This window comes from Nocardioides sp. SYSU D00038 (assembly GCF_016924665.1).
Lineage (GTDB): Bacteria > Actinomycetota > Actinomycetes > Propionibacteriales > Nocardioidaceae > Nocardioides.
Map to the genome: position 1 here is coordinate 227,524 of NZ_JAFFJT010000014.1, position 21,855 is coordinate 249,378.

Here is a 21,855-nt window from a genome sequence, read left to right on the forward strand (position 1 = left end):
TTCGTTCCTACAAATCAAGGAAACTTCGACCATGTTGGAGACCTCCGCACGCCTGCTCGCCTTGCTCGGCCTCCTCCAGTCGCGCGCCGACTGGACCGGGGCCGAGCTGGCCCGACGCCTCGACGTCACCGACCGCACCGTCCGCAAGGACGTCGACCGGCTGCGCGCGCTCGGCTACCCGGTCGAGGCCGTACGTGGCCCGGGCGGTCACTACCGCCTCGGCGTCGGCAGCCGGCTCCCTCCCCTGCTGCTCGACGAGGACGAGGCGGTCGCGGTGGTGGTCGGCCTGCGGTCGGGCACGGCCATGCCGGGGATCGAGGAGATCAGCGCCCAGGCCCTGGCCAAGCTCGAGCACGTGCTGCCCGATCGCCTCCGCCGGCGGGTGGACGCCGTCCGCGAGGCCGTCACCGCCGGCCCGGAGAACACCGACACCAACGTCGAGGACCCGGTCGTCGACCCGGCCCTGGTCGCCGAGGTCGCGGCCGCCGTGCGCGACCGCGAGGAGCTGCGCTTCGACCAGCGCGTCGGCGACCGGGTCACCCGCCACCAGGTCGAGCCCTACCGCCTGGTGAGCTGGCAGCGGCGGTGGTGGGTGGTGGGCCGCGACGCGGCGACCGACACCTGGGCGCCGTACCGCCTCGACCTGATGGAGCTGCGCCGACCGGGCGGACGGCGGTTCGCGCCGCGGCCGCTCCCCGGCGAGGACTACACGGCCTTCGTGCTGCGCGAGGTCGCGCACGCCGGCTGGACCGTGCACGCGCGGATCGCGGTCGACGCCCCCGCCGAGGAGGTGATGGCCCGGATCAACCCTGCCGTCGGCGTCGTGGAGACCGTCGACGACGGGCACTGCGTGCTGGTCACCGGCGCCGACAGCGTCGAGATGATCGCGGTCTACATCGGCCTGCTCGGCCTCGACTTCCACGTCACCGACCCGCCCGAGCTGGTCGAGCAGGTCCGCGCCGTCGGGGAGCGCTACCGCAACGCGGTCCCGTAGCCGCCCGCTGGTCGAGCAGCGAGCGCCAGCGAGCGTCGTCGAGACCCGGTGGGACGAACGCCCTCCGGTGGGGACGGGAGGGCGTTCGGGTGCGGGGGTCTCGACGGACGCTCCTCGCTGGGGCTCGTCGCTGCTCGACCAGCGCGCGTCAGAGGCGCTCGATGATCGTGACGTTGGCCTGGCCGCCGCCCTCGCACATGGTCTGCAGGCCGTAGCGGCCGCCGGTGCGCTCGAGCTCGTTGAGGAGGGTGGTCATCAGGCGGGTGCCGGTGGCGCCGATCGGGTGGCCGAGCGCGATGCCGCCGCCGTTGACGTTGACCTTCTCGTGCGGCACGTCCAGCTCCTGCATCCAGGCCAGCACCACCGATGCGAACGCCTCGTTGCACTCGAACAGGTCGATGTCGTCGACGGTGAGGCCGGTGCGCTCGAGGGCGTGGCGGGTGGCGCGGATCGGGCCGGTGAGCATCCAGACCGGGTCGTCGCCGCGGACAGTGAGGTGGTGCACCCGGGCTCGCGGGGTCAGGCCGTGCTCGGCGACCGCGCGCTCGGAGGCGACGAGCAGCGCCGAGGAGGCATCGCAGATCTGGGAGGCCACCGCGGCCGTGATCCGGCCGCCGGGGGCGAGCGGCTCGAGCTCGGCCATCGTGGCCAGCGACGTCTCGCGCGGGCACTGGTCGGTGTCGACCACCGAGCCGTCGGCCAGCGTGACCGGCTCGACCTCGTCCTTGAACCGGCCCTCGCCGATCGCCGTGCGGGCCCGCTCGTGCGAAGCCAGCGCGAAGACCTCCATGTCCTCGCGGCTGATCCCCCACTTCTCGGCGATCATCTCGGCCGAGCGGAACTGGCTGACCTCCTGGTCGCCGTAGCGGGCCTGCCAGCCGGGCGACTCGGCGAACGGCGTGGAGAAGCCGTACTGCTGGCCCACGAGCATCGCGGCCGAGATCGGGATCGCGCTCATGTTCTGCACACCGCCGGCGACGACGAGGTCCTGGGTGCCGGACAGCACGCCCTGGGCGGCGAAGTGGACCGCCTGCTGCGACGAGCCGCACTGGCGGTCGATGGTCACGCCCGGCACGTGGTCGGGCAGGCCGGCGACCAGCCAAGCCGTGCGGGCCACGTCGCCGGCCTGCGACCCGATCGTGTCGCAGCAGCCGAGCACCACGTCGTCGACGGCGCCGGGGTCGATGCCGGTACGGCGCACCAGCGCCGAGAGGGTGTGGGCGGCGAGGTCGGCGGAGTGGACCTCGGCGAGCGCGCCGCGGCGCTTGCCGACCGGGGTGCGCACGGCGTCGACGATGTAGGCCTCGGGCATGTCAGGACTCCTGGGTCGGGCTGGCGGTCGGGCTGGCGGTCGGGCTGGCGGTCGGGCTGGCGGTCTGGCCGGCGGTCGGGCTGGCGGTCTGGCCGGCGGTCGGGCTGGCGGTCGGTCTGGACGAGGGACGGGCGATGCCGTCGAGCAGGATCGTGAGGTACTGCGAGGCGATCGCCTCGTGGCTGAGCTTGCCGCCGGGGCGGTACCACCGGACCGCGACCCACACGGTGTCGCGGATGAAGCGGTAGGTGAGCTCGATGTCGAGGTCGGCGTCGAGCACGCCCTCGCGGACGCCGTCGTCGAGCAACGTGATCCACACCTGTCGCGACTGGGCGTTGCGCTCGGCGAGGTAGGCGAACCGGTCGAACCCGCCGAGGTACGCCGCCTCGTTCTGGAAGATCGCGACCTCGTGGGGGTGCTCGTCGATCGCCGCGAACGACAGCCGCACGCACCGCTCGATCTTCACCCGCGCGTCGACGTCGCTGGCGAGCACCGCGTCGTACGCCGCGAACAGCTCGTCCTGGAAGGTGGACAGGATCTCGTCGACCATCGACTCCTTGGAGTCGAAGTGGTGGTAGAGGCTGCCCGACAGGATGCCCGCGGCGTCGGCGATGTCTCGCACCGTGGTGTTCTTGAAGCCCTTCTCGGCGAACAGGCGGGCCGCGATGGCCAGCAGCTCCTGGCGCCGGCTGTGGGCCGGTACGGCGTCGGCGGTCATGGCACCCAGTCTCCGGGTCAGGCCTGCTGGCTGCTGACCGCGACGACCTCGCCGGTCATGTAGGAGGTGTAGTCGCTGGCGAGCATCACCATCACGTTGGCGACCTCCCACGGCTCGGCGGCGCGACCGAACGCCTCGCGCTGCTTGAGCTCGGCCAGCAGCTCGTCGGAGGTGACCTTGGCCAGGAACGGGTGCATCGCGAGACTGGGCGAGACCGCGTTGACCCGGATGCCGTGGGGCGCGAGATCGATCGCGGCGCAGCGGGTCAGCGCCATCACCCCCGCCTTGGCGGCGGCGTAGTGCGCTTGGCCCTCCTGGGCGCGCCAGCCGATCACCGAGGCGTTGTTGACGATCACGCCCCGCCGCCCGGCCGCCGCCATCCGCTGGCCGGCGGCACGCACGCAGCGGAAGGTGCCGGTGAGCGTGATGTCGAGCACCCGCGACCACTGCTCGTCGGTCATCTCCAGGACGCTGGCCGTGCCGCCCAGGCCGGCGTTGTTGACCATCACGTCGACGCCGCCAACCTCGTCGGCGAGGTCGAGCAGCGCGCCCACCTGGGCCTCGTCGGTGACGTCGCAGACCCGCTGGCGCACCCGGTCGGCACCGAACTCCGCGGCCAGTGCCCCCTCCGCCTCGGCCAGGCGACGCTCGTGGGTGTCGCTGAAGACGACCGCGCGGGCGCCCTCCTCGAGCGCGCGTCGCACGACGGCGGCGCCGATGCCGGCACCGGCGGCGGCCGTCACGACCACCACCCGGCCGGCCAGCAGGTCGTGGCCGGGCACGTAGTCGGGCGCGGGCTGCTCGGGTCGGACGGTGGTCACTCAGGCCCCCTTGGGCTCTCGCGGGAGGCCGAGCACGCGCTCGGCCAGGATGTTGCGCTGCACCTCGTCGCTGCCGCCGTAGATCGTGTCGGCGCGGGAGAAGAGGAAGAGTCGCTGCCACGGGTCGAGCTCGTACGGCGCCGCGGCGATGGTCAGCCCGGCCGTGCCCAGCACGTCCATGGCGACCTCGCCGAGCCGGCGGTGCCAGCCGGCCCAGACGAGCTTGAAGATCGAGCCGGCGCCGCCGCCGGCCGCGGAGTCGTCGCCGCCGGTCACCTGGGAGAGGCCGCGCAGCGCCTGGAAGCGCAGCACCTCGAGCTCGACCTTGAGCGCGGCGAGCCGGTCGCGCAGCACCGGGTCGTCGAGGGCGCCGTGCTCGCGGGCCAGGCCCACGACGCCGTCGAGCTCGCGGGCGAAGCCGACCACCTGGCCGAGCACCGAGACGCCGCGCTCGAAGCCGAGCAGCCCCATCGCCACGCCCCAGCCGGACCCGGGCTCCCCCACCACGAGGTCGGCGTCGGTGCGGGCACCGGTGAGGAAGACCTCGTTGAACTCCGAGCCGCCGGTGAGCTGCTCGATGGGCCGGACCTCGACCCCCTCCTGGTCGATCGGCACCAGCAGGAAGCTGAGGCCGCGGTGGCGCTGCGAGCCGGGCTCGCTGCGCGCGACCACGAACAGCCACTGGGAGAAGTGGGCGTTGGAGGTCCACACCTTCTGCCCGTCGAGCACCCACGCGTCACCCTCGAGCCGGGCCCGGGTCTGCACGTTGGCGAGGTCGGAGCCGGCCCCGGGCTCGGAGTAGCCCTGGGCCCACAGCTCCTCGACGGCCAGGATCCGCGGCAGGAAGCGCTGCTGCTGGGCCTCGGTGCCGAAGGCTATCAGCGTCGGGCCGAGCAGCTCCTCGCCGAGGTGGTTGACTCGCGCCGGGGCGCCGGACCGGGCGTACTCCTCGTGGAAGATCACCTGCTGCCACAGGCTCAGCCCGCGGCCGCCGTGCTCGGTGGGCCAGCCCACGCACGTCCAGCCGTGCGCGGCGAGGTGGCGGTTCCACGCGAGCCGCTCCTCGACCGCCTCGTGGTCCTTGCCGGGCCCGCCCAGGCCGCGCAGCGCGCCCCACTCGCCGGCGAGGTGGTCCTCGAGCCAGGCACGGACCTCGACGCGGAACGCCTCGTCCGCCGCCGAGTAGCCCAGGTGCATGTTTGCTACAGTACCAAGCAACTGCTTGGTTGGGCACCCAGGAGGCGAGATGGAGCGCACCGTCCCCGGCGTGCTGCGTGCCGCGGCCGAGCGCCACGGCGACCGGCCGGCGTACGTCGAGGGCGGCGCCGCGACGTCGTTCCGCGAGCTCCTCGACCGGGTGCGGCAGGTCGCCGCCGGCTACGTCGGCCTCGGCGTCGGGCCCGGCGACCGGGTGTGCGTGTGGGCTCCCAACAGCGTCGACTGGGTGGTGGCCGCCCTAGCCGTCCACTACGCCGGCGGGACCCTGGTCCCCTGCAACTCCCGCTACACCGGTCACGAGGTCGCCGACCTGGTGCACCGCACCGGCGCCCGGCTGGTGCTGCTCGAGGACGGCTTCCTGGGCCGCACGCAGGCCGCCGACCTGCGCGCCGCGGGGGTCGGCGACGACGTGACCGTGCTCGACCTGCGCCGCGACCTCGACGGGCTGGCCCCCGGTGACGTCGACATCGACGCGGTGGCCGCCGCGGTCTCGCCGGACGACGTGGCCGATATCCTGTTCACCTCCGGCACGACCGGCCGCCCCAAGGGGGCCATGTCGGCCCATCGCCAGACCGTGGGCGTGGCCGCGGTCTGGGGCCGGCTCGGGGGCGTGACCGCCGACGACCGCTACCTGGTGGTCAACCCTTTCTTCCACTCCTTCGGCTACAAGGTCGGCATCGTCACCGGGTTGGTCACCGGGGCGACGCTCTACCCCCTGGCCACCTTCGACCTCGACGAGACGATGCGGCTGGTCGAGGAGGAGCGGATCACCGTGCTCCCCGGGGCGCCGACCATCTACCAGTCGCTGCTCGGCGCTCCCGGTCGCGACCGGCGCGACCTGTCGTCGCTACGGCTGGCGGTGACCGGCGCGGCCGTCGTGCCGGTGGTGCTGATCGAGCGGATGCGCGCCCCCGCCCCGGAGGGCCTGGGCATCGACCAGGTCGTGACGGCGTTCGGGATGACCGAGGCGGTCGTCGTGACGATGTGTCGCGAGGGCGACCCCGCAGAGCTGGTGGCGACCACCTGCGGGCGCGCGATCCCCGGCATGGAGATCCGCACCGACCCCGGCACCGGTGAGCTGCTGGTGCGGGGCGACCACGTGATGCTCGGCTACCTCGACGACCCCGCGGCCACCGAGGAGGCGATCGACGCCGACGGCTGGCTGCACACCGGCGACGTCGGCGAGCTCGACGCGGACGGCAACCTGCGGATCACCGACCGGATCAAGGACATGTACATCTCCGGCGGCTTCAACGTCTACCCCGCCGAGGTCGAGCAGGCGCTGATGCGGATGGACGGCGTCGCCGACGTCGCGGTCGTCGGGGTGCCCGACGAGCGGCTGGGCGAGGTCGGCCGGGCGTACGTCGTGCCGGCCGCGGGCGCGACCGTGGCACCCGACGAGGTGATCGCCTTCGCCCGGGAGAGGCTCGCGAACTTCAAGGTGCCGCGCGAGGTCGAGCTCACCGACGCGCTCCCCCGCAACCTGTCCGGCAAGGTGCTGAAGACGGCCCTTCGAGGCTCTCCGGCCGACACCTCAGGAACCGAGAAGGACTGACGCATGGATCTGGAACTCTCCGAGTCGGAGCTGGCCTTCCAGGCCGAGGCGCGGGAGTGGCTGGCCGCCAACGTGCCGGCCCAGCCGCTGCCCTCGATGGACACCGCGGAGGGCTGGGTCGCCCACCAGGAGTGGGAGCGCCGGCTCGCCGACGCGAGGTGGTCGGTCGTGTCGTGGCCGCGGGCCTACTCCGGCCGCGAGGCGTCACTGGTGGAGTGGGTGGTCTTCGAGGAGGAGTACTACCGCGCCGGGGCCCCGGGTCGGGTGTCGCAGAACGGCATCTTCCTGCTGGCGCCGATCATCTTCGACCACGGCACGCAGGAGCAGCAGGACCGGTTCCTGCCTACGATGGCCACGGGCGAGCAGGTCTGGGCGCAGTGCTGGTCGGAGCCGGAGGCCGGCTCGGACCTCGCCTCACTGCGCTCGACGGCCCGGCGCGACGAGGCGCGCGGCGGCTGGGTGCTCAACGGCCAGAAGACCTGGTCGTCGCGGGCGTCGTTCGCCCACTGGGGGTTCGGCCTGTTCCGCTCCGACCCGGAGGCGCAGCGGCACCAGGGGCTCACCTACTTCCTGTTCCCGCTCGACGCCGACGGCGTGACGGTGCGCCCGATCGCCCAGCTCGACGGCGAGGCGGGCTTCGCCGAGGTGTTCTTCGAGGACGTCTTCGTGCCCGACCGCGACGTGCTCGGCGCCCCCGGCGACGGGTGGCGGGTCGCGATGTCGACCGCGGGCAACGAGCGCGGGCTCTCGCTGCGCTCCCCCGGCCGGTTCTGCGCGGCGGCCGACCGGCTGGTCGAGCTCTGGCGCGAGCACGGCGACGCGGTGCCGACGGCGGCCGACGGCGTCGTCGACGCCTGGCTCAAGGCGCAGGCCTACCGCCTCTACACCTGGGGCACCGTGACCCGGCTCGCCGACGGCGGCGAGATGGGGGCGGCCGGCTCGGTGAACAAGGTGTGGTGGTCGGAGCTCGACATCGCGCTCCACGAGACCGCGCTCGACCTGCTCGGCCCGACGGCCGAGCTGGAGTCGCGGTGGCTCGACGGCTACACGTTCTCGCTGTCGGGGCCGATCTACGCCGGCACCAACGAGATCCAGCGCAACATCGTGGCGGAGCGGATCCTGGGGCTGCCCCGCGAGCCGAAGGCGAGCAGCAAGCAGGGCGAGCCGAAGGCGAGCAGCAAGCAGGGCGAGCCGAAGGCGAGCAGCAAGCAGGGCGAGCCGAAGGCGAGCAGCAAGCAGGGCGAGCCGAAGGGGGTGGCCCGATGAGGTTCGAGCCGACGAGCGACCAGCGCGACTTCGCAGCCGCGGTCGACGGGCTGCTGTCGGCGTCCGACACGGTGGCGGTGGCGCGGGCCTGGGCCGAGGGCGACACCGAGCCGGGGCTGCGGCTGTGGTCGCGGCTGGCCGAGCAGGGCGTCAACGCGCTGCTGGTCCCCGAGGACGTCGGGGGCCTGGGCGCGAGCCGCGTGGAGCTGGTGATCGCCTTCGAGCTGCTGGGCCGGCACGGCGTGCCCGGCCCGTGGGTCGAGTCGGCGGCGTACCTGCCGGTGGCGCTGACCGACACCGAGACCCTGGCTGCGCTGGCCGAGGGCGCCGTCGGCACCGTGGCGGCACCCCCGCACGCGCCGCTGGCGCTCGACGCCGACGTCGCCGACCACGTCTACCTCGCAACGGCCACCGGGCTGGTCGGCGGTGCGGTCGGCACCGGGAAGGTGTCGGTCGACCGGACCCGGCGGCTGTTCGAGGTGTCCGGGGTGGACGGCGACGGGTCGCCGGCGCCGCTCGACGCGGCGTTCGACTCCGCTGCCCTCGCGACCGCCGCCCAGCTGCTCGGCGCTGGTGAGCGGCTGCTCGCCGACTCGGTGACCTACGTCAAGCAGCGCAAGCAGTTCGGCCGCGAGATCGGTTCCTACCAGGCGATCAAGCACGCGCTCGCCGACGTGCGGATCGGGCTCGACTTCGCCCGCCCGCTGCTGCTGGGCGCCGCGCTCGGCGAGGTGCCGGCCGGCGCGGCGAAGGTCGCCTGCGGCGACGCCGCGTACCGCGCCTCGCGCACCGGCCTGCAGGTGCACGGTGCGATCGGCTACACCCAGGAGTTCGACCTCAGCGTCTGGGTCACCAAGGTGCGCGCGCTGGTGACCGCGTGGGGCACGCCCGCGCTGCACCGCGGCCGGCTGCTCGAGTCGCTCGTGGGGGCCTGATGGACTTCGCGCTGTCGGAGGAGCAGCAGGAGCTGGCCGCGACCGTGCGGTCGCTGCTCGCCAAGCGGGCCGACAGCGCCGCGGTCCGCGCCGCGGCGGTCTCGGAGCAGGGGCACGACCAGGAGCTGTGGCGCACGCTGTGCGAGCAGATCGGCGTGGCGGCCCTCGCGGTGCCGGAGGAGCTCGGCGGCGCCGGCTTCACCCTCTTCGAGTCCTACGTCGCGCTGGAGGAGCTCGGGCGCTCGCTCGCGCCCAGCCCGCTGCTGGCGTCGCTGGTGACCGCCGAGGCCCTGCTCGCCGGTGCGGACGACGACGCCCGCGCCCGGCTGCTCCCCCGCCTGGGGGCCGGTGAGGTCGGGGCGTTCGCCGACGGGGTCGAGGCCACGCACGTGCTCGACGGCGACCGCGCGACGGTGCTGGTCGTGGCCACCGACGACGGCCTGTTCGAGGTCGATCCGGCCGAGGCGACCCGTGCCTGGACCCCGACCATGGACCAGACGATCCGCCTGGCGTCGGTCACGTCGTCGCCGACCCGCCGGATCGGCGAGGCCGCCCCCGCGCGCGAGCGCGCCGCCCTGGTCGGCGCCGCCGGCGTCGCGGTGCTCCAGACCGGGCTGGCGGCGCGGGCCCTGGAGATGACGGTGGCCTACAGCAAGGAGCGGGTGCAGTTCGGGCGGCCGATCGGCTCGTTCCAGGCGCTCAAGCACCGGATGGCCGACATGCTGGTGCTCGCCGAGATGTGCCGCTCCGCGAGCTGGGCGGCGGCGTACGCCGTCTCGGTGGGCGCCGACGACGCCGCCCACCTCACCTCGGTCGCCAAGTCCTACTGCTCCGACGCCCTGGCCCAGCTCGCCGCCGAGACCGTCCAGCTCCACGGCGGCATCGCGATCACCTGGGAGCACGACGCCCAGCTGGTCTTCAAGCGCGCCCACGCGCTCGGTCAGCTCTTCGGTGCCGCTCACGAGCACCGCGCCCGGGTTCAGCTGTAGCCGGTCGGTCGTCGCCGACCCGGCGCTGGTTGACGCCGGGTCGGCGCGCACGGGCGTCGACAAGCGCCGGCTCGGGGATCACGGACGGGGCTGACCCACCGCTGCCGTGCCGGTCGGCGAGGCGGCGGTGACCAGGCCCCGGTCCGAGGTGGTCGGACGGCGGCTCACTCACCGCTGCCGTGCGAGTCGGCGGGGCGGCGGTGACCAGGCCCCGGTCCGGGTCGGTCGGACGGTGGCTGACCCACCGCTGCCGTGCGGGTCGGCGGGGCGGCGGTGACCAGGCCCCGGTTCGAGTCGCCCGGAAGGCGGCTGACCCACCGCTGCCGTGCGGGTCGGCGGGGCGGCGGTGACCAGGCCCCGGTTCGAGTCGGTCGGACGGCGGCTGACCCACCGCCGCCGTGCGGGTCGGCGGGGCGGCGGTGACCAGGCCCCGGTTCGAGTCGCCCGGAAGGCGGCTCACTCACCGCTGCCGTGCGGGTCGGCGGGGCGGCGGTGACCAGGCCCCGGTTCGAGTCGGTCGAACGGCGGCTGACACACCGCTGCCGTGCGGGCCGGCGGGGCGGCGCTGACCAGGTCCCGGTCCGGGCCGGTCGGACGGCGGCTGACACACCGCTGCCGTGCGAGTCGACGGGGCGGCGGTGACCAGGCCCCGGTTCGAGCAGGTCGGACGGCGGGTCACTCACCGCCGCCCCGCGGGCCACCGTGGCGAGCGGGTGCGCCTGGTCGTCACGGTCCGGTCATCACGGTCCGGCGTCCCGCCTACGGGGATCTGGTGTTCAGGTTCGTGTCCGGCAGGGTCCGGCGCTCCTGAGACCGGCTCGCACTACCCCAGCTCGATCCGCATCACGACCCGGCGCGGGGTGGGGCGGTGCACGACCTCGAGGCCGGCGGCCTCGAAGGTCGGCACGGTGCCGACGTGGAGCTCCTCAGCGATGACCGAGGTCGTGGTGATCGGGTACGCCTCGAGCGCACGGGCACCCGTCGTTCGCGCGTGGCCGACCGCGGCGACGGCCAGCGCCCGGCTGGTGCCGCGGCGGCGGTGGCCGGCGCGGACGAACAGGCAGGTGACCGCCCACACCGACGCGTCGGTACGGTCCTCGTCGCGGCCCTCCCACGGCACCTTGCCGACGCGCACCAGCCCGGTGTACGCCGGCCGCGGCTCGACCGCACACCAGCCGACCGGGGTGCCGTCGTCGTCGTAGGCCACCAGGCCGCTGCTCGGGGAGCCGGGATCGTCGCAACCGGCCTGCTCGCGCAGCCGCCAGGCCCGCTCCTCGGCCGGTGTGCCGGCGAACGTCTCGCGGGGGGCCAGCTTGTAGCGCTGGCACCAGCAGCGGGCGCCGGTGCCGCGGGTGCCGAACACCGCGGCGAGGTCGTCCCACGGGGCGCGGTCGGCGGTCACGATCTCCACGCGGTCGATGCTGCCAGCAACCATCCCCACCCGGCACCGGCTGTCGGTGGCCGCCCCTAGCGTGGAGGCAGCCATGGCGACCCTGCAGCGCATCCTCGACGTCCGCACCATCTTCCACGAGCCCGACGTGCCCGACCGGCCGCGCGGGGCGGAGGTGCTGGCGCGGTTCCCCGACGCCGAGCGCGTCGTGGTGCCCTCCCACCAGGACATCCCCGGCCTCTACGGCAACCCCGGCAGCGTCGACGACTGGGTGCGCACCAAGCAGACCGTGCTGGTGCTGGGCAGCAAGAAGAGCCTGCAAGCGCGTCCCAACGGGCGCTCGGCCGACTTCATCGGCCCCTCGACGTCCAACGGTTGCGCGATGGCGTGCAGCTACTGCTACGTCCCGCGCCGCAAGGGCTACGCCAACCCGATCACCGTCTTCGTCAACATCGAGCAGGTGCTCGGCTACCTCGAGCGCCACGCCGGCCGGCAGGGCCCGAAGACCACGCCCAACCAGTGCGACCCCGTCGACTGGGTCTACGACATCGGCGAGAACGGCGACTGCTCGGTCGACGCGCGGGTCAGCGACAACGTGCGCGACCTCGTCGACCTGTTCGCCCGCCTCGACGGGGCCAAGGCCAGCTTCGCCACCAAGCACGTCAACCGCGACCTGCTCCACTGGGACCCGCGCGGCGGCACCCGGGTGCGCTTCTCGCTGATGCCCGACCGGATGGCCAAGAGCCTCGACCTGCGCACGTCGCGGGTGGCGGAGCGGATCTCGGCCGTCGACGACTTCGTGGCCGCGGGCTACGAGGTGCACCTCAACTTCTCCCCCGTCGTCGTCCACGAGGGCTGGTACGAGGAGTGGTCCGAGCTCCTCGACCAGGTCGCCGACGGCGTCGGCCCGGCCGCCCGGCGCCAGCTCGCCTGCGAGATCATCTTCCTCACCCACAACCAGGGCCTCCACGAGGTCAACCTCGGCTGGCACCCCCGCGGCGAGGAGTGGCTGTGGCGCCCCGACCTCCAGGAGGCGAAGCGCAGCCAGAGCGGCCAGGACAACGTCCGTTACCGGGCCGCCTGGAAGCGGCGCTGGGTCGACCAGCTCACCGGCCTGGTGGCCGAGAAGCTCCCGGAGTGCCGGGTGCGCTACGCGTTCTGACCCGGGCCGGACACCCGAGGCCGGGCCCACCTCGGCTTCCTACACTGGTGCCGTGGCTGAGCAGCGGACCGAGTGCAGCGACACCGGCTCCGAGTTCGACCACCAGGTCGCCTCGCCGCTGCGCCACTTCATCCACACCGAGTCCGGCAGCGCCGGCATCCTCGTCGTCGCCTCGCTGGTGGCGCTGCTGTGGGCCAACTCGCCGTGGTCCGACGCCTACGAGTCGCTGCTGCACAGCACGGTGTCGCTGACGGTCGGCGGCCACGGCATCACCATGGACCTGCACCACTGGGTCAACGACGGCCTCATGGTGCTCTTCTTCTTCGTCATCGGGCTGGAGGTGCGCCGCGAGCTCTCGCTGGGCGAGCTCACCGACCGGCGCCGCGTGGTGGTGCCCCTCGTCGCGGGGGTCGGCGGCATGGTGGTGCCCGCGCTCGTCTACCTCGCGATCAACCGCGACGCCGACGCGCTCGGCGGCTGGGGCATCGTCATCGGCACCGACACCGCGTTCCTGCTCGGGGTGCTGGCGCTGGTCGGGCCGGCGGTCTCGACCCAGCTGCGGATCTTCCTGCTCACCCTCACCGTGATCGACGACGTCGTCGCGGTCAGCGTGATCGGCGTCGTCTACTCCGACGAGGTGCGGCTGGTGCCGCTCGCGGTCGCCGCGGCCGGGCTGGTCGCCCTGGTGGCGCTCGCCCGCGTCGGCGAGTGGCGCGCGTCGCCGTACGTCGCGGTCGTGGTGGTGATGTGGCTGGCGACGCTGGAGTCGGGCATCCACGCCTCGATCGCGGGCATGCTGGCCGGCCTGCTGGTGCCGGCGGCGGCGCCGCGCCGCGAGCTGGTGGAGTCGGCCGCCTCGCAGTTCCGCGCCTTCCGGCAGTCGCCGCTGCCCGACGTGCAGCGCTCCGCGCGCCAGGGCCTCAACCGGGCGATCTCGGTCAACGAGCGGCTGCAGGAGGTGCTGCACGGCTGGACCAGCTACGTGGTCGTGCCGGTCTTCGCGCTCGCCAACGCCGGGGTCGACCTGCGAGACGGCGTGCTCGGCGACGCCCTCACCTCCTCGCTCACCTGGGGCATCGCCCTCGGCCTGGTGCTCGGCAAGCTGGTGGGGATCGGCAGCGGGGCGCTCCTCGCCGTGCGGCTCGGCTGGGGCCGCCCACCGCAGGGGGTCGGCGGCGGGCACGTGCTGGCCGGAGCCGCGCTCTCCGGCATCGGGTTCACGGTGTCGCTGCTGATCGCCGGGCTCGCCTTCGACGATCCCGTGCTGCGCGACCGGGCCACCGTCGGCATCCTGCTCTCCACCGTGCTCGCCAGCGCCACCGGCTGGCTGCTGTTCCGCTGGGCCGCGACCATGCTCGGGCAGCGCGACGCCGCGCTGCCCACCGTGCTCAGCGACCCGGTCGACCCCGACCTCGACCACGTCAAGGGACCGGTGGGGGCGCCGCTGACGCTGGTGGAGTACCTCGACTACGAGTGCGAGTTCTGCGCCCGGGCCACCGGCGCCGCCCGCGAGGTGCGCGAGCACTTCGGCGACCGGCTGCGCTACGTCGCCCGCCACCTGCCCCTCGACGTCCACCCGCACGCCGAGCTCGCCGGCATCGCGGCCGAGGCCGCGGCCCGGCAGGGACGGTTCTGGGAGATGCACGACCTGCTCTTCGAGCGCCAGGACCGGCTCACCCGCGACGAGCTGGTCGGGCACGCCGCCGAGCTGGGCCTCGACCTCGGCACCTTCGAGGTCGACCTCGACGACGAGGCGCTGGCCGCCCGGCTGCGTCGCGACGTCACCAGCGCCGAGGCCAGCGGCGTGCGCGGCACCCCGACGTTCTTCGTCGGCGACCGCCGCCACGAGGGCCCCTACGACGCCCGCTCGCTCATCGAGGCGCTGGAGCGCTCGCGAACGCGCCGCTGATCCACGACCACCCGGCGCCGACCTCCACCACACCTCCACATCTCCTCCACCCGTCCCGCCGGGACCAGCCCCTACCGTCGGGGCATGACCTCCACCCCGCTCCCCGCCACCTCGCCCCGTCCGCTGCGGCACACCCTCGGCTGCCTGCTCGGCCTGACCACCACCCTGCTCCTCGTGCTGTCGGTGGGCGCGGTCGGCATGGTCGGCGACGGCGGGCGCAGCGACCTGCTGTGGGCCGCCGTCCCGGTGGTCGGCGTCGCGGGCGTCGCACTGGCGCGGCTGCGCCCGACGGGCACCGCGGCCGCGCTGCTGGCGATGGCCGCCACCCAGCTGGTCGTGACCGCGGTCGCGCTGGTCGCGGTGGTGCCCGGTCGCAGCGACGCCTCGGTGCTCGACCTGCTCTGGGTCAACGGCGGGTTCGCCGTGCTCTACGTCGCGGCGGCGGGGCTGTGCGCGAGCGCGGCCGGCGGCCGGGTCACAGGCCGAGCTCGGTGAGCCGGGCGTAGTAGGCGTCCTCGATCTCCTCCTCGGGGAGGTCGAGCTCCCAGAGCTGCTCCAGCTCGGTGCGGGTGGCCTCGGGCAGCGCCTCCCAGCGGGCGTTCCACTCCTCGACCTTCTCGGTCCAGTACGCCACCACCTTGTACGCCGACGCGGGCCGCCCCAGCTCGTGGCGCACGTGCTTGCGGACGCCGCGCAGCACCCGTGACTCCCCCACCACCCACAGGTAGCCGATTCCGTCGGGCCACTCCAGCCCGCGGACCACCTGCTCGATCCGGCTCGGCCCCACGCCGTTGCCGCCGGTGATCCACTCGACGTCGACGTGCGCCGGGATCTCGTCGCTGAACCGCTGCGCCACCCCCGGCACCTCTACGACCAGCCGCGACCGGACCCGGGGGTCGGCCTGGCGGAGGATCCGGGTGGCCGCGGGCAGCCCGGTGAGGTCGGTGACCAGCACCTGCCACTCGAGGTCGTCGGGGGCGTCGTACATCCCGGACGGGGTGTTGACGCCGCACACCTGGCCAGGCGCGACCTGGCGAGCCCACTCCGCGGCCACGCCGCCGGCGTGGAGCACCACGTCGATGGTCAGCAGCCGCCGGTCGACGTCCCAGTCGCGCACGGTGTAGGTGCGCAGCGCGCAGGGCTCGACCCCCTCGGGCCAGTCGAGCCAGGTCTCGGTGGCCACGGGCAGCCGCGGCTCGGCCTCACCGGGGTCGGGTAGCAGCAGCCGGAGGTACTCGTCGCCGACCCCCGTGGTCTCGAAGTCGGCGAGCCCGTCGCCGCCGAGCACCAGCCGGCGCAGCCCCGGCACGAGGTCGGTGACGGACTGCACGACGGCGCGGTGCACGCGCATGGGTAGCTGGCGCACGAGGAGACCCTTCGCTGGTGGTTAGGGTGACCTTACCTTCTGGGGCGGCGACGACCGGTGCCGGGTCAGTCCGTGGTGTGGTAGCGCCCGGTGTAGTAGAGCAGCGGCTTCTCGGCCTCGCCCACGGCCAGGTCGAGCACCTGCCCGATGACGACGTAGTGGTCGCCGGCCTCGTGGACGGCGTGGATCCGGCAGTCGACGAAGCCCACGGTGCCCTCGAGCAGGGGCGACCCGGTCGCCGGGGCAGGTCGCCACGACACGTCGGCGAACTTGTCGATGCCCTTGCTGGCCATGGTGTTGGAGAGGTCCTCCTGGCCGCTGGCCAGGAAGTTGACGCAGAACTTGCCGGAGCGCTGGATCATCGGCCACGCCCGCGAGGTGCGGGCCGGGATGAACAGCACGAGCGGCGGGTTCAGCGAGACGCTCGAGAACGACTGGCAGGTCATCCCCACCGGCTCGCCGCCGCTCAGCGCGGTGACCACGGTGACGCCGGAGCCGTAGCGGCCCAGCACGTCGCGGAACCGGCGCGCCGCCTCGACCGCCTCCGCGTCGTCGTGGTCGAGCGAGACGTCCTCACCGGGACGCAGCTGGAAGTCGTACATCGAGTCGCCGAGCCACGACTCGATGAGGTCGTGGCTGGGCCAGGTCTCGCGCGCATCGGGGCGCATCCCCTCCGGGACGGCGGCGTCCGAGTCCATGCGCACCACGGTAGGCCCCTACTGCCCGCCGCCGAAGTCGTGGCCCCAGTACGAGACCGCGGTCGACTCGCGGGCCACCCAGCGGGCGTCGTCGACCTGGAGGCCGTCGGTGCCGAACTCGACGTCGAAGCCGCCCGGCGACCGGACGTAGAAGCTGACCATCTCGTCGTTCATGTGCCGGCCCAGGGTGGCCGACAGCGGCGCGCCGTGCTTGCGCACCCGCTCCAGCGCGCGGCCGACGTGGTCGAGGCTGTCGACCTCGAGCATGATGTGCACGCACTTGCTGGGGTTGGGCATCGGCAGGAACGCCAGCGAGTGGTGGCGCGGGTTGACGCCGAGGAAGCGCAGCCAGACCTTCGAGCCGGGCTCCTTGCCGACGAACTCCCCCGGCATGCTCATCGAGTCGCGCAGCCGGAACCCCAGCACGTCGGTGTAGAACCGCAGCGCCTCCACGTCGTCGAGCACCGGCAGCACGATGTGGCCCATGCCCTGGTCGCCGGTGACGAACCGGGCGGCGTACGGCGTGACGACCGGCCGCGACTCGTAGGTGATGCCGTGGAAGAGCTCGAAGACGTTGTCCCACGGGTCGCTGAACCGCACCAGCTCCTGGACCCGGCGCTCGTCGAGCTCCTCGCGGGTGCCCTCCTCGTAGGGCACGCCGGCCTTCTCGAGGTGCTCGCGGGCGTCCTGCAGCGCCTGGTGGTCGGCGAGCTCCCAGCCGGTGGCCGCGAGCTGGTCGACGTCGGAGGGGAAGACCACGAGCCGGGCCGACACCTCGTCGATGCGCCAGTACTGGTGGGTGGGGTCGGGGCCGCGGCCCTCGGCGAGCCCCAGCACCTTGCCGGCGAACGTGCGCCACTGCTCCAGGTCGGTCGAGGCCACCCGGACGTAGCCCATGGACTTGACGTCGATCGTCATCGTCGCCTCACTTCGCTCGTTCGACGTGGCGGGCCAGGAACGCGGTCGCGACCTCGGCGAACTCGTCCGCCGCCTCGATCTGTGCCCAGTGCCCACAGTTGGGGAAGACGTGCAGGGAGGCCTTCGGGATCAGCTTGAGCGCGGCGAACGCGCCGTCGAGCGGGTTCACACGGTCCTCGCGACCCCAGGTCAGCAGGGTGTGCTTGCGCAGCCGGTGCGCCTCGCGCCAGAGCATGCCGTCCTCGGCGGTCTCGGGGTTCCAGAACGACATGCCCATCGAGCGCATCGCCTCCTGGGCTCCGGGCGCCGTGGCGTCGGCGAACCGCTGCTCGACCAGCTCGTCGGTCACCAGCGACTGGTCGACGACCATGGTCGAGATGAACGCGCGCAGCGACTCGCGGGTCGGGTCGGCGCCGAACGCCATCAGCCGCTGCACGCCCTCGGTGGGGTCGGCGTGGAAGAGATTCAGCGAGAGGCCGCCCGGCCCCATCAGCACCAGGCGCCCGACCCGGTCGGGGTGCTCGAGCGCCAGGCGCATCGCCGTACCGCCGCCCAGGCTGTTGCCGAGCAGGTGCACCCGGTCGATGCCGAGCTCGTCGAGCAGCGCGACCACGTGGTCGGCGGCGTGGCGGTAGTAGTTGCCGACCACCGGCGGCTTGTCGGAGCCGCCGAAGCCGGGCTGGTCGACCAGCAGGGTGCGGAACGACGCCGCGAACCGCGGCAGCGCCGGGCCGAAGTTGCTCCACGCCGAGGCGCCGGGGCCGCCGCCGTGGAGCAGCACGAACGGCAGCCCGCCGCCGACCTCGGTGACCGAGCCGGCCTCGTAGTAGTTGAGGGTGATGTCGCGGGCCTTGGCGGACCGGCGGGTGGACTCCTGGGAGTAGTCCGTCATCGGCTCAGTACATCCCCGGGTCGATCTTGTGGCCGAACTCGTGGGCACCGAACATCTGCAGCGCGCGCTCGGGGTCGTTGGCGGCGTGCACCCGGCCGGCGTGGGCGTCGCGCCAGGCGCGCTGGAGGTGGGTGCCGTTGGTGAGCGCCCGGCCGCCCGAGGCCTCGAAGAGCGCGTCGATGGCGTCGATGGCGCGCTGGCTGCCGAGCACCTGGTCGCGGCGCACCTTCAGCCGCAGCCCGAGCGGGATCTGCTCGCCGCGCTCGACGTGGGCCATCTCCTCGCGGATGTTGTTGACCAGCAGCGCCCAGGCGGCGTCGATCTCCGAGGACGCCCTGGCGATCCGCACGGCCGCGAACGGGTCGAGCGAGGCCTTCTCGCCGAGGTAGGCGGCCCGGGTGCGCTTCTGCTGCATCTCGACGTGCTCGGTGTAGGCGCCCACGGCCATCCCGATGATCGGGGTGGTGATGGTGCCGGTGAAGATCGAGTGGAACGGCAGCTTGTAGAGGTCGGAGGTGTTCTGCTCCTGGCCCGGTCCCTTGCACTGGCCGGTCTGGCCCATGCTCAGCGTGAACGCCTCGGGGATGAACACGTCCTCGACCACGATGTCGTTGGAGCCGGTGCCGGCGAGGCCGACCATGTGCCAGACGTCGACGATCGTGTACTTCTCGCGGGGCACCATGAAGGTCTTGAAGTCGACGACCTGCCCCTCGTCGTTGAACACCAGGCCGCCCAGCAGCACCCACTGGCAGTGGTCGCAGCCGGAGGAGAAGCTCCACTTGCCCGACAGCACGTAGCCGCCGTCGGCCACGGTCGCCTTGCCGGTGGGCGCGTAGGAGGAGCTGAGCCGGGTGGTGGTGTCCTCGCCCCAGACCGCCTGCTGCGCCTCGTCGGCGAAGAGCGCGACCTGCCAGGGGTGCACCCCGACCACGCTGGAGACCCAGCCGGTCGAGCCGCAGGCCGAGGCGATGTCGCGGACGGCGGTGTAGAACGTCACCGGGTCGGCCTCGAAGCCGTCGAACCGCCGGGGCTGCAGCAGCCGGAAGAACCCGGTCTCCTCCAGCTCCTTGATGGACGCCTCGGGCACCACCCGGAGTCGTTCGGCCTCGTCGGCGCGCTCCCGGAACGTCGGAAGCAGGTCGCGGACCCCGTCGAGAACAGCCTGGGACATGGGAGCACTCCTATTCGGAACCTGTACCGGGCAAGACTAGAACACGTTCTCGTTTTGCGCGAGTGCTGGGCGTCGGGTGTCGCCGGTGTGAGGCGTGGCGGGTCTCCCGGCGGCGGTAGGTCTCCCGGCGGCGGTGAGCCAGCCGCCGTTCGGCCGGCCCGAACCGGGGCCAGCTCGCCGCCGCCCCGCCGCCACCCCAGGCAGCGGTGAGCCAGCCGCCGTTCAGCGAGCCCGGACCGGGGCCAGCTCACCGCCGCCCCGCCGCCACCCCAGGCAGCGATGAGCCAGCCGCCGTTCAGCGAGCCCGGACCGGGGCCTGCTCACCGCCGCCCCGCCGGCACCCCAGGCAGCGGTGAGCCAGCCCCCATCCGCCCCGCCAGAACCGGGGCCTGCTCACCGCCGCCCCGCCGGCACCCAGGCAGCGGTGAGCCAGCCCCCGTCCGCCCCGCCAAAACCGGGGCCTGCCCACCGCCGCCCGGCCGGGGCCACCGTCAGCCAGCGCGCTGGTCCCGATCGCCCCCGGCCCGGATGGCGGCCTCGCGCACCTGCTCGGCGATCAGCTCCGCGATCCGGCCGGGGTCGTCGTACATCGGCACGTGGCCCACGCCCCGCAGCCGCACCACGTCGACGTCGGGCAGCTGGTCGGTGAACGGCGCGACGTGGCGCGCCGGGGGCAGCAGCCAGTCGTCCTCGCAGATCACCAGCCGCACCGGGGCGTCGACCTCGGTGAGGTCGAGGAGCCCGCCGCGGCGCAGGTCGGACCAGAGGTACGGCAGGAACGCCGAGCAGTGGGTGGCCGCTCGGACGAACGCGTCGCGCTGGTGCTGCGGCACCCGGTCGGGGTCGACGCTGACGACCCGCAGGCCGAGGCGGACCAGCCAGCGCGGCCGTCGGGCGAGGTCGCCGAGCAGCCGTCCCAGCAGGGCGAGCGGCGCGAGGGCGAGGAACTTCAGCCCCACCAGCTGCTGGGTCACCGAGAACCGCCGCCAGCCGCCGGCCGGGGCGATCGCGGTGACGCTGCGCGCCCGGCCGCGGCGGGCGAGCTCGAGGGCGACCCAGCCGCCGATCGAGTTGCCGGCGACGTGGCAGGTCTCCCAGCCGAGGTCGTCGAGCAGCGCCTCGACGCCGTCGACGAACGCGTCCAGGCCGACCTCCCGCCAGGGCAGCCGCGGACCGCCCCAGTGGCCGGGCAGGGTCGCCGCGACCACCTCGTGGTCGCGGGCCAGGGTCGGCACCACGTCCGACCAGACCTCGTGGCTCAGCATGAACGGGTGGATCAGCAGCACCGGCTCCCCGGCGCCGGTGTGCACCGACGGCGTGGGCTCGGGCATCCGGAGCCAGGGCCGGCGCCGGCGAATCGCCTGCGACCGAGTTGTCTGTGACCGAGTTGTCTGTGACACGGTGTCACGCTAGCGCGGTTCAGCCCACCCGCGCGACCTCGTCCCGGCCCGCGGCGGCGGGCTCGGCGCCGTCGGCCTCCCGGCGCAGCCTCAGCGCGATGTCGATCAGCTGGTCCTCCTGGCCACCGATCAGCTTGCGCCGGCCCGCCTCGAGCAGGATCTTGGCGCCGGAGACGCCGTAGCGCTCCGCCGCGTTGCCGGCGTGCTTGAGGAAGGAGGAGTAGACCCCGGCGTAGCCCATCATCAGCGTCATCCGGTCGAGCCGGCACTCCTCGGGCATCGCGGGCCGGATCACGTCCTCGGAGGCGTCGACGACCTGGAGGAAGTCGACGCCGGTGGTCCAGCCGAGCTTGTCGCAGACACCGATGAACGCCTCCAGCGGCGTGTTGCCGGCGCCGGCCCCGAAGCGTCGCACCGAGCCGTCGATCTGGGTCGCGCCCGCGCGGGCGGCGATGACGGTGTTGGCGACGCCGAGACCGAGGTTCTCGTGGCCGTGGAAGCCGACGTCGGCCTGGGCGCCGATCTCGGCCACCACCGCGGAGACCCGGTCGGCGGTCTGCTCCATGATCAGCGCCCCGGCCGAGTCGACGACGTAGACGCACTGGCAGCCGGCGTCGACCATGATCCGGGCCTGCTTGGCCAGCACCTCGGGCGGCTGGGTGTGGCTCATCATCAGGAACCCGACGGTCTCCAACCCCAGCTCGCGGGCCAGGCCGAAGTGCTGGATCGACACGTCGGCCTCGGTGCAGTGGGTCGCGATCCGGCAGATCTGGCCGCCGTTGTCCTGGGCCGCGCGGATGTCGTCCTTGGTGCCGACGCCCGGGAGCATGAGGAACGCGATCCGGGCCCGCTTGGCGGTCTCGGCAGCGATCCGGATCAGCTCCTGCTCGGGCGTGCGCGAGAAGCCGTAGTTGAACGACGACCCGCCCAGCCCGTCGCCGTGGGTGACCTCGATGACCGGGATGCCGGACGCGTCGAGGGCCTCGACGATGTCGTGCACCTCCTGGGCGGTGAACTGGTGCCGCTTGTGGTGCGACCCGTCTCGCAGGCAGGTGTCGGTGAGGCGGAGGTCGAGCCGACCCCACGGCTCCTCGCCGTGGGTGCCGGACCAGGTGCGCTCGAGTGCGTTGGGATCGGTCAT

The 21,855-nt window shown here is 73.5% G+C and carries 20 protein-coding genes; 8 read left to right on the forward strand and 12 right to left on the reverse strand.

Annotated elements, in window-relative coordinates; translation table 11 throughout:
• Positions 1 to 31: 31 nt before the first annotated feature.
• A complete protein-coding gene (locus JT721_RS08040) occupies positions 32 to 994 on the forward strand; it encodes a YafY family protein (RefSeq protein ID WP_205472429.1) in 963 nt (320 codons plus the stop codon).
• A 148-nt stretch (positions 995 to 1,142) separates the two neighbouring features.
• Here JT721_RS08040 and JT721_RS08045 read toward each other — a convergent pair whose 3' ends face one another.
• The 4 genes from JT721_RS08045 to JT721_RS08060 are packed head-to-tail and all read right to left on the reverse strand — an operon-like array spanning position 1,143 to position 5,042.
• Complete coding sequence (locus JT721_RS08045; RefSeq protein ID WP_205472430.1) at positions 1,143 to 2,306, reverse strand: acetyl-CoA C-acetyltransferase; 1,164 nt, start codon at positions 2,304 to 2,306, stop codon at positions 1,143 to 1,145.
• 1 nt (position 2,307) lies between these two features.
• Positions 2,308 to 3,024 carry a TetR family transcriptional regulator gene (locus JT721_RS08050; RefSeq protein WP_205472431.1) on the reverse strand — a complete coding sequence of 239 codons (717 nt, stop codon included), beginning with the start codon at positions 3,022 to 3,024 and terminating at the stop codon, positions 2,308 to 2,310.
• Between the two features lie 17 nt (positions 3,025 to 3,041).
• Positions 3,042 to 3,845 (reverse strand): SDR family oxidoreductase, encoded by an 804-nt coding sequence (locus JT721_RS08055; RefSeq protein ID WP_205472432.1) that lies wholly within the window; start codon positions 3,843 to 3,845, stop codon positions 3,042 to 3,044.
• Complete coding sequence (locus JT721_RS08060; protein ID WP_205472433.1) at positions 3,846 to 5,042, reverse strand: acyl-CoA dehydrogenase family protein; 1,197 nt, start codon at positions 5,040 to 5,042, stop codon at positions 3,846 to 3,848. It abuts the gene before it with no gap.
• A 49-nt stretch (positions 5,043 to 5,091) separates the two neighbouring features.
• On the opposite strand from JT721_RS08060, the gene JT721_RS08065 reads away from it, so the two are divergent.
• The 4 genes from JT721_RS08065 to JT721_RS08080 are packed head-to-tail and all read left to right on the forward strand — an operon-like array spanning position 5,092 to position 9,808.
• Positions 5,092 to 6,618, forward strand: coding sequence for a FadD3 family acyl-CoA ligase (locus JT721_RS08065; protein ID WP_205472434.1), 1,527 nt, complete (start codon positions 5,092 to 5,094; stop codon positions 6,616 to 6,618).
• Between the two features lie 3 nt (positions 6,619 to 6,621).
• Positions 6,622 to 7,884 carry an acyl-CoA dehydrogenase family protein gene (locus JT721_RS08070; protein ID WP_205472435.1) on the forward strand — a complete coding sequence of 421 codons (1,263 nt, stop codon included), beginning with the start codon at positions 6,622 to 6,624 and terminating at the stop codon, positions 7,882 to 7,884.
• Positions 7,881 to 8,819: an acyl-CoA dehydrogenase family protein gene (locus tag JT721_RS08075; protein ID WP_205472436.1), complete on the forward strand. Its 939-nt coding sequence runs from the start codon at positions 7,881 to 7,883 to the stop codon at positions 8,817 to 8,819. Before JT721_RS08070 ends, JT721_RS08075 begins: the two co-directional genes overlap by 4 nt.
• Positions 8,819 to 9,808: an acyl-CoA dehydrogenase family protein gene (locus JT721_RS08080; RefSeq protein WP_205472437.1), complete on the forward strand. Its 990-nt coding sequence runs from the start codon at positions 8,819 to 8,821 to the stop codon at positions 9,806 to 9,808. The genes JT721_RS08075 and JT721_RS08080 overlap by 1 nt, the downstream gene beginning before the upstream one ends.
• A gap of 823 nt (positions 9,809 to 10,631) precedes the next feature.
• Here the strand turns inward: JT721_RS08080 and JT721_RS08085 are convergent.
• Positions 10,632 to 11,219 carry a GNAT family N-acetyltransferase gene (locus JT721_RS08085; protein ID WP_205472438.1) on the reverse strand — a complete coding sequence of 196 codons (588 nt, stop codon included), beginning with the start codon at positions 11,217 to 11,219 and terminating at the stop codon, positions 10,632 to 10,634.
• A 73-nt stretch (positions 11,220 to 11,292) separates the two neighbouring features.
• Between JT721_RS08085 and JT721_RS08090 the strand changes: the two genes are divergently transcribed.
• The 3 genes from JT721_RS08090 to JT721_RS08100 all read left to right on the forward strand — a co-directional run bounded on the left by JT721_RS08090 (position 11,293) and on the right by JT721_RS08100 (position 14,764).
• The gene (locus tag JT721_RS08090; protein WP_205472439.1) at positions 11,293 to 12,360 is read left to right on the forward strand and encodes a spore photoproduct lyase family protein; all 1,068 of its coding nucleotides are present in this window, start codon (positions 11,293 to 11,295) and stop codon (positions 12,358 to 12,360) included.
• Positions 12,361 to 12,412: 52 nt separating this feature from the next.
• Entirely contained in the window at positions 12,413 to 14,269 is a 1,857-nt protein-coding gene (nhaA, locus tag JT721_RS08095; protein WP_205472440.1) for a Na+/H+ antiporter NhaA, read from the forward strand.
• 84 nt (positions 14,270 to 14,353) lie between these two features.
• Positions 14,354 to 14,764 carry a hypothetical protein gene (locus tag JT721_RS08100; RefSeq protein ID WP_205472441.1) on the forward strand — a complete coding sequence of 137 codons (411 nt, stop codon included), beginning with the start codon at positions 14,354 to 14,356 and terminating at the stop codon, positions 14,762 to 14,764.
• Here the strand turns inward: JT721_RS08100 and JT721_RS08105 are convergent.
• From JT721_RS08105 to dmpG, 7 genes are all read right to left on the reverse strand, one after another.
• Positions 14,745 to 15,635 (reverse strand): siderophore-interacting protein, encoded by an 891-nt coding sequence (locus JT721_RS08105; protein WP_205472442.1) that lies wholly within the window; start codon positions 15,633 to 15,635, stop codon positions 14,745 to 14,747. The genes JT721_RS08100 and JT721_RS08105 overlap by 20 nt on opposite strands.
• Positions 15,636 to 15,700: 65 nt before the next feature.
• Positions 15,701 to 16,333 (reverse strand): flavin reductase family protein, encoded by a 633-nt coding sequence (locus JT721_RS08110; RefSeq protein WP_240340314.1) that lies wholly within the window; start codon positions 16,331 to 16,333, stop codon positions 15,701 to 15,703.
• Positions 16,334 to 16,351: 18 nt separating this feature from the next.
• A complete protein-coding gene (hsaC, locus tag JT721_RS08115) occupies positions 16,352 to 17,251 on the reverse strand; it encodes an iron-dependent extradiol dioxygenase HsaC (protein ID WP_240340315.1) in 900 nt (299 codons plus the stop codon).
• Between the two features lie 7 nt (positions 17,252 to 17,258).
• Positions 17,259 to 18,143 (reverse strand): 4,5:9,10-diseco-3-hydroxy-5,9,17-trioxoandrosta-1(10),2-diene-4-oate hydrolase, encoded by an 885-nt coding sequence (gene hsaD / locus JT721_RS08120; RefSeq protein WP_205472443.1) that lies wholly within the window; start codon positions 18,141 to 18,143, stop codon positions 17,259 to 17,261.
• Between the two features lie 4 nt (positions 18,144 to 18,147).
• Complete coding sequence (gene hsaA, locus JT721_RS08125; RefSeq protein ID WP_205472444.1) at positions 18,148 to 19,314, reverse strand: 3-hydroxy-9,10-secoandrosta-1,3,5(10)-triene-9,17-dione monooxygenase oxygenase subunit; 1,167 nt, start codon at positions 19,312 to 19,314, stop codon at positions 18,148 to 18,150.
• A gap of 491 nt (positions 19,315 to 19,805) precedes the next feature.
• The gene (locus JT721_RS08130) at positions 19,806 to 20,645 is read right to left on the reverse strand and encodes an alpha/beta fold hydrolase (RefSeq protein WP_205472445.1); all 840 of its coding nucleotides are present in this window, start codon (positions 20,643 to 20,645) and stop codon (positions 19,806 to 19,808) included.
• Positions 20,646 to 20,733: 88 nt separating this feature from the next.
• Positions 20,734 to 21,855 carry a 4-hydroxy-2-oxovalerate aldolase gene (dmpG, locus tag JT721_RS08135; RefSeq protein ID WP_205472446.1) on the reverse strand — a complete coding sequence of 374 codons (1,122 nt, stop codon included), beginning with the start codon at positions 21,853 to 21,855 and terminating at the stop codon, positions 20,734 to 20,736.

Bases quoted from the DNA above. Each gene is read 5' to 3' on its own strand.
- hsaA (WP_205472444.1), bottom strand. From the start codon at position 19,314: ATGTCCCAGGCTGTTCTCGACGGGGTCCGCGACCTGCTTCCGACGTTC.
- JT721_RS08050 (WP_205472431.1), bottom strand. From the start codon at position 3,024: ATGACCGCCGACGCCGTACCGGCCCACAGCCGGCGCCAGGAGCTGCTG.
- JT721_RS08110 (WP_240340314.1), bottom strand. From the start codon at position 16,333: ATGGACTCGGACGCCGCCGTCCCGGAGGGGATGCGCCCCGATGCGCGC.
- JT721_RS08130 (WP_205472445.1), bottom strand. From the start codon at position 20,645: ATGCCCGAGCCCACGCCGTCGGTGCACACCGGCGCCGGGGAGCCGGTG.
- hsaC (WP_240340315.1), bottom strand. From the start codon at position 17,251: ATGACGATCGACGTCAAGTCCATGGGCTACGTCCGGGTGGCCTCGACC.
- JT721_RS08090 (WP_205472439.1), top strand. From the start codon at position 11,293: ATGGCGACCCTGCAGCGCATCCTCGACGTCCGCACCATCTTCCACGAG.
- JT721_RS08070 (WP_205472435.1), top strand. From the start codon at position 6,622: ATGGATCTGGAACTCTCCGAGTCGGAGCTGGCCTTCCAGGCCGAGGCG.
- JT721_RS08100 (WP_205472441.1), top strand. From the start codon at position 14,354: ATGACCTCCACCCCGCTCCCCGCCACCTCGCCCCGTCCGCTGCGGCAC.
- JT721_RS08060 (WP_205472433.1), bottom strand. From the start codon at position 5,042: ATGCACCTGGGCTACTCGGCGGCGGACGAGGCGTTCCGCGTCGAGGTC.
- JT721_RS08065 (WP_205472434.1), top strand. From the start codon at position 5,092: ATGGAGCGCACCGTCCCCGGCGTGCTGCGTGCCGCGGCCGAGCGCCAC.
- JT721_RS08075 (WP_205472436.1), top strand. From the start codon at position 7,881: ATGAGGTTCGAGCCGACGAGCGACCAGCGCGACTTCGCAGCCGCGGTC.
- hsaD (WP_205472443.1), bottom strand. From the start codon at position 18,143: ATGACGGACTACTCCCAGGAGTCCACCCGCCGGTCCGCCAAGGCCCGC.
- JT721_RS08045 (WP_205472430.1), bottom strand. From the start codon at position 2,306: ATGCCCGAGGCCTACATCGTCGACGCCGTGCGCACCCCGGTCGGCAAG.
- JT721_RS08080 (WP_205472437.1), top strand. From the start codon at position 8,819: ATGGACTTCGCGCTGTCGGAGGAGCAGCAGGAGCTGGCCGCGACCGTG.
- JT721_RS08040 (WP_205472429.1), top strand. From the start codon at position 32: ATGTTGGAGACCTCCGCACGCCTGCTCGCCTTGCTCGGCCTCCTCCAG.
- dmpG (WP_205472446.1), bottom strand. From the start codon at position 21,855: ATGACCGATCCCAACGCACTCGAGCGCACCTGGTCCGGCACCCACGGC.